This window comes from Lysinibacillus sp. NPDC056185 (assembly GCF_047737915.1).
Lineage (GTDB): Bacteria > Bacillota > Bacilli > Bacillales_A > Planococcaceae > Lysinibacillus.
This window is the reverse complement of sequence record NZ_JBLLLQ010000008.1, coordinates 18,648-32,079: the sequence shown is the minus strand read 5'-3', so window position 1 is coordinate 32,079 and position 13,432 is coordinate 18,648. Positions and strand designations below refer to the sequence as shown.

General features: G+C 37.6%; 11 protein-coding genes. 1 reads left to right on the top strand and 10 read right to left on the bottom strand.

Annotated features, from left to right (window positions below):
* Positions 1-2: 2 nt before the first annotated feature.
* The 10 genes from ACMZ42_RS10225 to hemW all read right to left on the bottom strand — a co-directional run bounded on the left by ACMZ42_RS10225 (position 3) and on the right by hemW (position 11,934).
* On the bottom strand, positions 3-788 hold the full coding sequence (locus ACMZ42_RS10225) for a CsxC family protein (RefSeq protein ID WP_415731384.1): 786 nt from the start codon (positions 786-788) through the stop codon (positions 3-5).
* 150 nt (positions 789-938) lie between these two features.
* A complete protein-coding gene (locus tag ACMZ42_RS10220) occupies positions 939-2,240 on the bottom strand; it encodes a BC_2427 family protein (protein ID WP_415731382.1) in 1,302 nt (433 codons plus the stop codon).
* 590 nt (positions 2,241-2,830) lie between these two features.
* Entirely contained in the window at positions 2,831-3,646 is an 816-nt protein-coding gene (locus tag ACMZ42_RS10215; RefSeq protein WP_415731380.1) for a CsxC family protein, read from the bottom strand.
* Between the two features lie 390 nt (positions 3,647-4,036).
* The gene (locus tag ACMZ42_RS10210) at positions 4,037-4,774 is read right to left on the bottom strand and encodes a 16S rRNA (uracil(1498)-N(3))-methyltransferase (protein WP_370079451.1); all 738 of its coding nucleotides are present in this window, start codon (positions 4,772-4,774) and stop codon (positions 4,037-4,039) included.
* An 82-nt stretch (positions 4,775-4,856) separates the two neighbouring features.
* Positions 4,857-5,798 carry a 50S ribosomal protein L11 methyltransferase gene (gene prmA / locus ACMZ42_RS10205; protein ID WP_370079453.1) on the bottom strand — a complete coding sequence of 314 codons (942 nt, stop codon included), beginning with the start codon at positions 5,796-5,798 and terminating at the stop codon, positions 4,857-4,859.
* 21 nt (positions 5,799-5,819) lie between these two features.
* On the bottom strand, positions 5,820-6,938 hold the full coding sequence (dnaJ, locus tag ACMZ42_RS10200) for a molecular chaperone DnaJ (RefSeq protein ID WP_370079455.1): 1,119 nt from the start codon (positions 6,936-6,938) through the stop codon (positions 5,820-5,822).
* 235 nt (positions 6,939-7,173) lie between these two features.
* The gene (dnaK, locus tag ACMZ42_RS10195; RefSeq protein ID WP_415731379.1) at positions 7,174-9,012 is read right to left on the bottom strand and encodes a molecular chaperone DnaK; all 1,839 of its coding nucleotides are present in this window, start codon (positions 9,010-9,012) and stop codon (positions 7,174-7,176) included.
* 74 nt (positions 9,013-9,086) lie between these two features.
* Positions 9,087-9,668 carry a nucleotide exchange factor GrpE gene (gene grpE, locus ACMZ42_RS10190; protein ID WP_415731378.1) on the bottom strand — a complete coding sequence of 194 codons (582 nt, stop codon included), beginning with the start codon at positions 9,666-9,668 and terminating at the stop codon, positions 9,087-9,089.
* Positions 9,669-9,670: 2 nt separating this feature from the next.
* Positions 9,671-10,699 carry a heat-inducible transcriptional repressor HrcA gene (gene hrcA / locus ACMZ42_RS10185; protein ID WP_370079460.1) on the bottom strand — a complete coding sequence of 343 codons (1,029 nt, stop codon included), beginning with the start codon at positions 10,697-10,699 and terminating at the stop codon, positions 9,671-9,673.
* A gap of 89 nt (positions 10,700-10,788) precedes the next feature.
* Positions 10,789-11,934 carry a radical SAM family heme chaperone HemW gene (gene hemW / locus ACMZ42_RS10180; RefSeq protein WP_415731473.1) on the bottom strand — a complete coding sequence of 382 codons (1,146 nt, stop codon included), beginning with the start codon at positions 11,932-11,934 and terminating at the stop codon, positions 10,789-10,791.
* Between the two features lie 193 nt (positions 11,935-12,127).
* Between hemW and rpoN the strand changes: the two genes are divergently transcribed.
* Positions 12,128-13,384 (top strand): RNA polymerase factor sigma-54, encoded by a 1,257-nt coding sequence (rpoN, locus tag ACMZ42_RS10175; RefSeq protein WP_415731377.1) that lies wholly within the window; start codon positions 12,128-12,130, stop codon positions 13,382-13,384.
* The last annotated feature ends 48 nt before the right edge of the window (positions 13,385-13,432 follow it).

The window sequence follows — 13,432 nt, the reverse complement described above, 5'->3', positions numbered from 1 at the left end:
TATCAAAGACTAGTAGGAGGAGTAAGTCCGAAAAGATTAGGAGTTATTACATTAGTGCCAGCTCCAAGGCGGACTTGTTGAACTTGCAGTACTTTTACAGTAAGCTCCAGCACAATTTTTTCACGTAATGTGCTGAAAGTGCCTTCTGGTGCTGCCATTTTTGGTGAGAAATCAAGTTCAAAGAAGTTTGCAGCTACTAACTCGCCAAATGGTTGCTCATTGTATTTAACAAGATTTTGGAAGAAAGCCTTATCCAATCGAGCATCCATTTGCGTTTTTTCATTAAGGAAGTTCGCTTCGGCAAACTCGGAAATTCCTAAGATTGGAGTAGGGCCTCCAGGTGTTTGTGGGAAAGTAAGGTCTGTAAAACCAGAAAACGGAACATCGGCAATTCTATCACGAAGCGCCCCATTACATGCTGATGAAGCATATTCTATATTTTTGCGAATATGTCCCGCTACAAATAACTTAGCTCTTGTTACCGCAAAAAAGTCAGTGTTGTCAACACGTGTAAAAGCAACCGGTACTAATTTAACTTGATTTAAGAATACATTTTTTTTCACTCTTTTGATTTCAGTTGCTGCAGGAGTGAGCGTAATATCCGACTCCACAACGATTTGAAGTGTTGGTTCTGAAAGTACCACTGGAACTTTAATAGTTGGAGCCGTAATCGGTGTAGCGACTACTGGGGTAGTAGCACTAGTTAATGGCATTTGTTCAGTTGATGCCACCGGACAAGGTTCAGCTTTACTAACGTGATTCACTTGACTATCTAATTGTTCACTCAAAATGTTCCCTCTTTTCATTTTTTTTATGAGAGTACTCATATCGCTAGAATATGTAGGTATTTAATCCATACATGGACATATACACTAGTTTTTTTAAAAAGAGTTTTTTTAAAAGTGTTTTTTGAGCAGAGATATAAGTTCAAATATCCTTTAGAACTTTGGCACTCGAATTTTCTGTGCTTGTAGCAAATGAATGATTATTTCTAATACTATGTTTTGACACATTTGATTTGAATGAATTAATGACCCATTTTGTGCAGGTACTGCATTCCCAGTGTGAGATGCTGTATATTCAATACTCTGATGAATATAACCTTCAATAAATAAATTCCCCCTCAATGCTGAACATGTCCCATTACCTAATGATTGAGAAAACTGAGTAGGAACGAATCTACAATTGGTTAATACTACCTCATTCGAGATATCCTTAACTTCCACAATGTCTTTTTCAAATACGATATTCTCTTCAAGGCCTATTTCTATTTTATATTCCCCTACTACAACTGGAGCTCTAATGTGCATAAAGTCATCGGAACCGTAAGAGTGATGATTGGTTTCTCCTTTATTAATTGATTGTGTGTTATGTAAGGGAACTACAACTGATTTAGACGGATTACTCTTCTGATTATTTTTATCATAAGTATCAGTTTTCGTTAAAAATACAATTTGATTAATTTTTGAGTGAACCAACCGACAATCAGGTTGTTCAGGATAATCCGTTGTAGTACTAAATAATTTGGTTTCAAATTGCGGAGTAAGATGATTGTCTGGATCAAGAAAATCAAATGTATTTTTAACAACCTCACCACAGATAGGAGCATGAAGAAAATTATCAATTTCTACGTGAGTAGAGAATGGGCTTTTTTTGGTTTTAGAATATACTTCCCATTGTACTGACTCAGGAAATGCATTAACACGATCTGTAAAATTGTTATTCTCCATCTCTTCTGTATCAATAAGACATATTATTTTCTTCCCTACATTGGATTCAGAAGGACTGCAAATTTCACGTTTAGAGTCTAGTTGGGTTGCAAAATCCTGTTCCTCTACAGGCTTGGTTCCTTCTGCAGCTTCTATATTAAGGAGATCATTCATTTTATCCCCTACATTAGTTTCACAAGGAATAAGTCGTTCACGAGAATCTAAATGGGCTACAGAGTTTTGTTCTTCCACAGGCTTGGTTTCATCTACATCGGCTGTATCAAGAGGATCATTCATTTCATCCCCTACATTAGTTTCACAAGGAATGAGTAGTTCACAATCGGAATTTAAATGTGATGCAAGGCTGGTTTCATTTTCTTTTTCTATATCAAGGAGATCATTTATAAAATCGGAATAAGGAGAATTTTGTTGCGATGCTTGATCCATTTCGCTGGGTTCAATTTGACAATTATATTTTTGTTCGGAACTTATCTCTTTCATCACTTTATAGTTAATCCACGGAGTTTGCATTAGTTCACTCCCAAATAATGTTTTTGATAAATATTGTGCAACATTTGATCCGTAAAATCCTACGATAAGAGAAACATGTTCAAAATCGTTTTCTTCAGGCGAAACTCACGAAGTAACCCGTTTTCATTTACTTACGTTGCCATGATGAATAGGGATTGGCTAATATTTGATAACAACTAAACACTTTTTTTCTATTTTTGCTCGAATATATGATAGATGTGTTTAGCTTTTAATGAATGCCCCTTTTTTCGAATATTGTCAAACAACATCACTATGAGCTACTTTTATTTTGATCTAAGTGTTGCACTTATAATTACAATCCATATTATGCTTTATTTTCACTTTTGTCACAGAGTACTTTCCAAATCTCAGGTAGCAATTAAGATCCCATGTGTTTGAGAGACGATAGCACCCAAAATTTTATCTATCCACTATTTTGTTTTCAACTCAATTATTTAATAGCATTCTTTTAATACAAAAAGCAGTTGAAAGTTCGATTTAACCGAACTTTCAACTGCCAACTCAAATTTTAGATTTTTTCAGTGCCCTCGAAATTCCCTTTCTCTGTTATACTCCCCTAAAAACTGAGATTAACAACTAGGATTAGAAGGAGGAGTAGGTGGAGTAATAACCGGACTAACTGGAGGAGTAAGCCCTGTAAGAATAGGAGTTATAACATTAGTGCCAGCTCCAAGGCGAATTTGTTGAACTTGCAATACTTTTACAGTAAGCTCTAGCACGATTTTTTCACGTAATGTGTCGAAAGTGCCTTCTGGTGCTGCCATAACCGGTGAAAAATCAAGTTCAAAGAAGTTTGCAGCTACTAACTCGCCAAATGGTTGTTCATTGTATTTAACTAGATTTTGGAAGAATGCTTTATCCAATCGAGCATCCATTTGCGTAGTTTCATTAAGGAAGTTCGCTTCTGCAAACTCAGAAATCCCTAAAATCGGAGTAGGACCTCCAAGTGTTTGTGGGAAAGTAAGGTCTGTAAAACCAGAAAAAGGAACATCGGCAATTCTATCTTGGAGTGCCGCGTTACATGCTGCTGTAGCATATTCTATATTTTTGCGAATATTTCCCGCTACAAATAATTTAGCTCTTGTTACCCTAAAAAAGTCAGTGCCAGCAATACGTGCAAAAGCAACTGGTACTAGTTTTACTTGATTCAGGAATACATTTTTTTTCACTCTTTTGATTTCAGTTGCTGCAGGTGTAAGCGTAATATCTGCCTCCACAGCAATTTGCAATGTTGGTTCTGCAAGTACAACTGGAATTTTAATAGTTGGAGTCGTTAACGGTGTAGCGACTACTGGAGTAGTAGCAGTATTTAATGGTATTTGTTCTGTTGATGTTACTGGACAAGGTTCGACTTGATTTACTTGAATATCTGATTGATCACTCAAAGAAATTCCCTCTTTTCATTTTTTAGTATTAAGGAGCGCTCAATATTAGAATATGAAGCACTGAAAACTATACATGGACTTGTATACTAGTTTTTTACTTATAATCGAAATGAGATTTTTTTAGTTGAGCATTGTTTTATCTTACTTGTGTTTTAAAGCTTTTCTTTTAAAAATCGAACCTATTCTAACGAGTTTATTTGGTCTACAATGCAAAAGAGCCGATTCAATTTTTTTTGAATCAGCTCTTTTTGTTAGGATTAAGTCATTGATTGTGATTTTCGCTTATTCCTTCAAACCTTGCCACGACTGCACTTACACGTAATTATATTGCAGTTTACCCATGCACAGCTATTGCGTGAAAAGCCTCTTTTGACAAGGCTAAATCTTATTTCATTCAAATTCATAAGAGATTGCAGACAGTGCATAGAGTGGTGCCGTTTCTGCTCGTAAAATTCGAGGTCCTAATGACATCGTTTGGGCACCGGCTTGAAGCAGGGCATCTGCTTCTTTTCTAGCAATGCCTCCTTCTGGACCAAAGATAATAAGAATTGATTTCGACTTCTTGTCATACACATTTTTTAACTTCTCCGAAAATCTTGTGCGTCGTTCTGCTTTTGCATCCTCTTCATCTGCTATAAAAACGGCGTCGAATTTGCCAACTTGTTCTACTAGCTGTTTAAAAGAGATTGGTTCATAAATTTCCGGGATATGTGTACGATGGGATTGCTCAGCTGCTTCTTTAGCAATTTTTTGTAGACGCTCTTGCTTTTTGGCACCCTTCTTTTTATCCCATTTAACGATGGAACGCTCCGCTTCAAAAGGCAACAAGGCAAACATTCCAAGCTCTGTTGCCTTTTGTGTAATAAGTTCTAATTTATCGCCCTTTGGCAAACCACATGCCACTGTTACATTTACAGGTAACTCCGGAGAAGGAATAATTTCACCTGTAGTTTGAACGTATACTTCATCTGCTTCGAAGGCTTCAATTTCACATATATGGGCGGTATTTTGTGCAACTACAACGATTTTGTCGCCTTCTTTCATACGCATTACTCGTTCAATATGTCGCGCATCCTCTCCGCTAATACGTGCTTCCTCAATGGTCGTCTCAATAAAATAGCGTTGCATGTTACCATACTCCTTTATAGCAAGAAGAGAAAACGCCAAATCGCCAGCACTCGGCTCACGATTTGGCGCTTCCTCAATCAATTTATTGTGGTCGACGGGCAATGATCGCTACCCAATCTTCCATTAGTAATACTTCTTCGATTACAAATCCTGAAGCTTCTAGTGCTACTTTTACATCATCACGTTTCGCGCCAATGATGCCTGAAGTGACATATAATCCACCCGGTTTAACAACTGAAAATGCATCGTCAGTAAAGGACATAATAATTTCTGCTAAAATATTAGCCACAACGACATCAGCTGGTTCCTTAACTGTATCCAATAGATTTCCATGGAATACAGATACTTTATCATCTACTTTGTTTAATGCAGCATTTTCTTGTGCTGAACGTACAGCTACTTCGTCTAAATCAAGTGCATGTACGCTCTTAGCTCCTAGTAAGGCTGCACCAATTGATAGAACGCCTGAACCCGTCCCGATATCGATAACTGTATCGCCCTCTTTTACGACCTTCTCAAGCCCTTGTAAGCACATAACAGTTGTAGGGTGTGTTCCTGTACCGAAAGCCATACCAGGATCTAATTCAATAATTAATTCATCTGTTGATACTGGTACATATTCTTCCCATGTTGGCACAATTGTAAAGCGTTCAGAAATTTTTACAGGATGATAGTATTGCTTCCATGCTGTTGCCCAGTCTTCCTCGTTCACTTCCACAATCGATACAACATTTTCACCAATATCGATGTTGAAGTTCGTTAGATTTGTTATAGCCGCCTTAATTTCTTCGACTGTTTCATTTAAAAAACTAGACTCCGATAAGTAAGCCTTAACAATAACACCATCTCTCGGAAAATCCGCTTCATTTAGCGCATAAATTTCACCATACTGATCCTCTCGTGGCTTCGCAAATTCTGCAGAATCCTCAATAACCACACCACTTGCCCCTGCTTCATGCAAAATATTCGAAATTGCTTCTACCGCTTCATTTTTTGTATGAATGGATAATTCTGACCACTTCACGTAGCTCTTCAGCTCCTCTAATTATTCACCTTGGAATTTTTTCTTAATTTTATCGAATAGCGAGCTTCCTTGCTCTTCAGGAATATCACCACTGATTTCCGCAAATTCACGTAGTAATTGTTTTTGTTTTTCTGTTAATTTTTCTGGCGTTACAACTTTTACTGTTACATATTGATTCCCTGTACCATAGCCATGTACATTTTTGACACCTTTGTCTTTTAGACGGAATTGCGCACCTGACTGTGTGCCCGCTGGAATACGTAGTTTTACTTTTCCATGAACAGTCGGAACTTCAATTTCATCACCAAGAGCTGCTTGTGGGAATGTCAGTTTTAGTTCGTAATAAATATCATCGCCATCACGTTCAAACTCATTATGTCCTTGAACGCGGAACATAATATATAAATCCCCCGCTGGGCCTCCATTTATACCTGGCTCACCTTGACCAGACACACGAATTTGCTGACCATCATCCACACCTGCTGGAATGTTAACTTTGATTTTCTTACGTTGTTGAACTTTTCCTTCACCACGACAAGTTGAACATTTTTCTTTAATGATTTTACCTGCGCCATGACATGTAGAACAAGTACGACGATTCATCACACGGCCAAAAGGTGTATCTACAGCTTGATTTACTTGACCTGCACCTTGACATGTTGAACATACTTCGGGGTTAGTACCTGGTTTTGCACCTGAACCGTGGCAAGTATCACATAATTCATCTTTTGGAATTTCGATTTCTGTTTCTTTCCCGAAAATCGCTTCTTCGAATGTAATATTCATACGATATTGAAGGTCATCACCCTTGCGCGGTGCATTCGGGTCCTGACGGCGACCGCCACCACCAAAGAATGAGCTGAAAATATCCTCGAAGCCGCCAAAGCCGCCGCCTCCGAAGCCACCACCAAAGCCTGCATTTGGATCCTCGTGGCCAAATTGATCATAGCGTGCTTTTTTCTGATCATCACTTAACACTTCATAAGCTTCAGCGATTTCTTTGAATTTTTCATCTGCACCTGGCTCTTTATTAAGGTCAGGATGGTATTGTTTTGATAATTTACGGTATGCTTTTTTAATTTCATCTTTAGAAGCTGATTTCGTTAAACCAAGCACCTCGTAGTAATCGCGTTTCTCCATCATTCACACTCCGCTCTTTTTGCATAAAATCTATTGTATCACGCAGTTAAAAAAACTGCCTCTATTTTTATTATTAAATATTCATTAAAAATGTTGCACATATGTTTCTTCACATTTCTCGCAGTTAACCTATGCACCTAGACGAATAAATGTGCGTAGGTTATAGCTAACTATAAAGAGAAAAGCCAAAGCCGCAAGCGGTCTTTGGCTTCTTCACTTAACTGTGTTCTTACTATTATTTATCGTCTTTTACTTCTTCAAAATCAGCGTCTACGATATCATCTTTTTTACCAGCGCCAACATCTGCACCAGCATCGCCACCTTGAGCTGCTTGAGCAGCTGCTGCAGCTTGTTCATATACTTTCATAACTAATGGCTGTAATACGCCTTCTAGTTTTTCTTTAGCAGATTTAATGCCTTCTAATTCGCCAGCTTCAAGCGCTTTTTTCAGTTCATCACGAGCATCTTCAACAGATTTTTTCTCGTCTTCTGTAATTTGCTCGCCTAAGTCAGCAATTGTTTTGTCAACTTGGAACACTAATTGGTCAGCTTCGTTGCGAAGATCTGCTTCTTCTTTACGTTTAGTATCCGCTTCAGCATTTGCCTCTGCATCTTTTACCATACGTTCGATTTCTTCCTCAGACAGACCAGAATCAGATTGGATAACAATTGTTTGTTCTTTGTTTGTACCAAGGTCTTTCGCTTTAACAGATACGATACCATTTTTGTCAATATCGAATGTTACTTCGATTTGTGGTACACCACGTGGTGCTGGTGGGATATCTGATAATTGGAAGCGACCTAATGTTTTGTTGTCTGCTGCCATTGAGCGTTCACCTTGTAGCACGTGAATATCTACTGCTGGTTGGTTGTCAGCTGCAGTTGAGAATACTTGTGATTTAGATGTTGGGATCGTAGTGTTACGGTCGATTAATTTTGTGAATACGCCACCCATTGTTTCGATACCTAATGAAAGTGGAGTTACGTCAAGTAAAACTACGTCTTTTACATCACCAGTTAATACGCCACCTTGAACAGCAGCACCCATTGCTACAACTTCATCAGGGTTTACACCGCGGTGTGGCTCTTTATTAGTTTCTTTACGTACAGCTTCTTGTACAGCTGGAATACGAGTAGAACCACCAACTAAGATTACTTGGTCAAGTTCAGATGTTGAAAGACCTGCATCAGATAATGCTTGACGTACTGGACCTACTGTACGGTTTACTAATGGTAATGTAATTTCGTCAAATTTTGCACGAGTTAAAGAAATTTCTAAGTGTAATGGACCCGCTTCACCAGCAGTGATGAATGGTAAAGAAATTTGAGTAGATGTTACACCTGATAAGTCTTTTTTCGCTTTTTCAGCCGCATCTTTTAGACGTTGCATAGCCATTTTATCTTTAGAAAGGTCAATGCCGTTTTCTTTTTTGAATTCTGCAACAAGATATTCGATGATAGCATCGTCGAAATCGTCCCCACCTAGTTTGTTATCACCAGCTGTTGCTAATACTTCAAATACACCGTCACCTAATTCAAGAATAGATACGTCAAATGTACCGCCACCAAGGTCAAATACTAATACTTTTTGGTCTGTGTCTTGTTTGTCTAAACCATAAGCAAGTGCAGCAGCTGTTGGTTCGTTGATAATACGCTCTACTTCTAAACCTGCGATTTTACCAGCATCTTTAGTAGCTTGGCGTTGAGCGTCGTTGAAGTAAGCAGGTACAGTAATTACTGCTTTAGTTACTTTTTCACCTAAGTAGTCTTCAGCATAGCCTTTTAAGTATTGAAGAATCATTGCAGAAACTTCTTGTGGCGTATATTCTTTATCTTCCACTTTAACTTTTTCAGATGTACCTATTTTAGATTTAATAGAAATAATTGTGTTAGGATTTGTTACTGATTGACGTTTTGCTACTTCACCAACTTGACGTTCGCCATTTTTAAACGCAACAACAGATGGTGTTGTACGGTTTCCTTCTGGATTTGGAATTACTTTTGGTTCTCCGCCTTCAAGTACAGAAACACAAGAGTTTGTTGTTCCTAAGTCAATACCGATAATTTTGCTCATAAAAATTTCCTCCTATTATTTAAACGCAAATGACGCGTTTTCTAACTAATGTAATTAATTAAATAGTACTAAGTCTATTCGTTTACAGATACCATTGTTGGGCGTAATACGCGATCCTTTAACATATAGCCTTTTTGAAGCTCACGTAAGACAACACCCGTCTCTTTTTCACTATCTTGCTCCTGCATGACAGCTTGGTGAACATTAGGATCAAATTGCTCACCTTCAGCTTTAATAATCTGTAAGCCTTCCTTCTCAGTAGCTTCTATAAGAGAACGGTACACCATTTCAATACCTTTCACGATGGAAGCAGTTTCTTCAGAAGTCGCTTCAACTTGTAAGGCACGCTCGAAATTATCGATTACTGGCAGTAAATCAGACAGTAAGCTCTGAGCGCGATACTTTTCAGCAGCCTCACGATCAAGCTGATTGCGGCGGCGAATATTATCGAAGTCAGCACGTAAGCGTAGATGACGACTTTCCTCGTCGTCTAACTTTGCTTGTAACTCAGCTAGCTTTGCTTCATACTGTTCTTCGAGTGTTAATTCAGCTTTTTGTTCTTCTACTACTTCTGTTTCTTCTACTTCATTTTCAGCTTGTACATCCTGCACAAGGTCTTTGTTTTCAGTTGTTTCAGTCACTTTAATCCTCCTCATTATCAATCACTACGATTCTTCGTAAAGGCCTGTGATAAATCCATGCGCATTACGTCTAGTAAAGCAACGACACGCTTATAATCCATACGTGTTGGACCAATAATTGCTATAGCCCCTTGCTGATCTTCACCAATAGAATAAGTGGTCGTAATGACACTACAGTTTTCCATTTCTAGTTGTTTATTTTCTGAACCAATACGAATTTGAATGCCCGATTCATTAGGATGGAAGAGTGACTGCACTTGGCTAGTCGTTTCCATTAAGTCCAAAATCATACGGACTTTATTTAAATCGTGGAATTCCGGTTGGTTGAACATATTTGTTTTACCACCATAGAAAATTTTACTTTCCGAATTATGCATCGTCGCTGTAACGAGACCGTGGATAAAATCATCCGCTGATCGAACATGCTGTTGTAATACTGTTAGCACTTCAGCTTCGAGTTTTTTATGAATATCCTCTAATGAAACACCAACGAGACGTTCATTTAAGATATTAACCATTTTCTCTAAATCAGAAGCGGTAAAATTAGGCGGTAAACTAAACATGCGATTTTCAACATGCCCGTTATCCGTTACGATAATCGCTACTGCTGAATCGCTAGAGAGTGGCACAATTGAAAATCGTTTTACTCGATGTCTTTGAACATCTGGTCCTAAAAGAATCGATGTATACGATGTCAGCTCTGATAAAATATTGGCTGACTTTCGGATAATATGCTCTACTTCTACCAAACGATCATTAAAAATTGATTGGATTTGCTGAATATCCCTTGAATTAATGCCTTGTGGGTTCAACAAATGATCTACATAAAATCTATAACCCTTTTCCGAAGGCACTCGACCAGAGGAAGTGTGCGTTTTTTCTAAGAAGCCTAATTCCTCTAAATCCGCCATTTCATTTCGAATTGTGGCTGGACTAAATGTAATCTCTTTCTTTTTGGAGATTTGGCGAGAACCTACCGGCTGTGCAAACATAATAAAGTCATCTACAATAGCTTGCAATATTTGTAATTGCCGATTTGTTAGCATGATCATCACCTCTGTTAGCACTCAACTAAGAGGAGTGCTAATACTATTATTAAGTTATCAAATCCTACATTTTATGTCAACGATATCGCTCAATCTTCTAGTAAAAATTGTTGAAATACTTCATTACCTACAAAGCGACCTTTTCGCGTAAGACGAATTCCTTTAGTATCATGTTCCAAAAGACCTTCTGAAACTAACTTTTCAATGACTTGTGAGTAATCCCTCTGCATCGATTCTTTAAATTTTTCTTCATATATAGAGTGTGGAATTCCTTCCGTTTTACGCAAACCTAAAAACATTTGCTCTTCGCGTTTCTCATTCTCTGTTACAACATGTTCATAAACAATTGGTAGTTCCCCTGCATTTACTGCATCCATATACTTTTTCAATGGTCCATGATTTGAATAGCGCACACCAGCTAGATACCCATGAGCACCAGCACCAAATCCTGCATATTCATCGTTTTCCCAGTATATTTTATTATGTTTAGAACTGAAACCAGATAGAGCAAAATTGCTAATTTCGTATTGTCGAAGTCCATGCGCCTCCATCTGGCTCATTAGCACATCGTACATATCCGCTTCAAGATCTTCAGTTGGTAAATGGAGCTTACCTTTTGTGTATTGATTATAAAAAATCGTTTTTGGCTCCACTATTAGTGAATAGGCAGAATAATGTGGTATATCAAGAGCGAACGCTTTTTCTAAGGTATCTTTCCATTGTGCCATCGTCTGCCCCGGCAAACCGTACATTAAATCCAGACTAATATTTCTGAAACCTACCTTTTTCGCCATGGCAATTGTTTCATAGACGTGATTATTGCTATGTGTACGACCAATGTTCTTTAACAACTCTTGATCAAAGGATTGTACACCCATACTTAAGCGATTTACACCCCCATCAAATAATGCCTGCATTTTTGCTTCTGATAGCTCGTCCGGATTAGCCTCTGATGTAAATTCTGTCACATTGTCCATCGGAATATACGTACGAATAAGCTCAAGAAGTCTCTCTATTTGTTTAGATGATAGTGCTGTTGGTGTACCGCCACCAAGAAATATTGTTTCGATTTGCTTAAAACTCTCGGGATATTTTTTTGTCGCAAGTTCCATCTCCTTGCCAAGTATTTCTATATATTCATCCACTGGTTGATTTTTAAAATAAAATTTATTGAAATCGCAATAGTTACAAATTTGGTGACAAAAAGGAATATGAATGTAAACACCTCGTGCCATAGCTATCCCTTCTTTCTCGTTAGTCTTTTCCATTTCCTCATTATAAACAATAGTGGCATGGAACGCCATGAATCAAGTTAGTAAAATAACTAAATCAAAACTATTTTGCATTAACATTATTTGCTCAAATTATTATCTGAAAATTCACATCTTTATGTTATGCTAATTAAAAGCAAGAAACGGAGTGATCATGATGGACATAATTTTAAAACAACAACAGCAACAGAAAATGATGATGACACCTCAATTACAGCAATCTATTGAATTACTACAATATACAACACTTGAACTTGAGCAATTTCTGTATGAACAGCAATTAGAGAATCCGTTAATCGACTTACAACCACCATCATTTCAAGAACGTATTTACGGAAATTTCTATTCTCCCTTTCGAACAACTGAGAATGATTTATATACAAAAATTGTAGAACTAAACTACCGGGAGGAATTGTTACAACTAGCTACACTCACTTTTGCAGGTGATGATTTACAAATTGTACAGTTTCTTATTGAACAGTTAGATAACAAAGGTTATTCTCCAGCCCACCTTTCTAATGTTGCAGAAGAACAACATTATTATGGTATTCAGCTTTTACAACAAATCGGGCCGCCGGGAATTGGTGCACGTAATCTGCAAGAATGTCTTTTACTGCAAATCGAAGAGAATAATTATGATTTACAGCAACTTATTCAAAAAGGGCTGTTCCTACTAGCTGAACGTAAATTTCCTGAATTGATGAAATCTCTTAAGCTTTCTAAGGAACAGTTATTAGCACTAATTAATCAGCTACAGCAACTAACACCAATCCCTTGCACTTTGAACTCAGAAGATAATATAGAATATGTCACACCAGATATTGTTGTTGTGATCGAAGATAGCACATTACAATTCAGTTTAAATGATCGCTCAATGCCATCTATTCGGCTTCATGATAGCTACGCATCTATACTGCCCTTAGCCGAACAACCATATGTAAAACAGCATTATAAGCATTATGAATGGCTCGTCCATAGTTTACAGCGGCGCCGTCAAACAATTATTCGGATCATGTCAGTTGTCCTACAGCATCAACAACAATTTTTCTACAAAGGGCTACCTTATTTAAAACCTTTATCACTAAGGGATGTCGCAACACAAATCGATATGCACGAATCAACAGTAAGTCGAGCAATTCGGAATAAAATAATACTAACACCTGTTGGAACATATTTATGGAAGGATCTATTTTCTTCTAAAATTGAAAGCACTCAAACAGAGCATTCTCAAACGTCAATCTTAGAAATGATTAAAAAAATAATCACCTTTGAAAATAAACAAAAGCCTTTATCCGATCAAAAGATTGCTGAAAGCCTAGCCAGCTCTTTTCAAATCCATTTGGCTAGACGTACTATTAGCAAATATCGAGACGAGTTAGGAATACCAGCAGCAAGCAAACGTAAGGAATTATAAAAACGATTTTCCTGCATTACAATATTTTAGCAATAATTCTAATTGCGA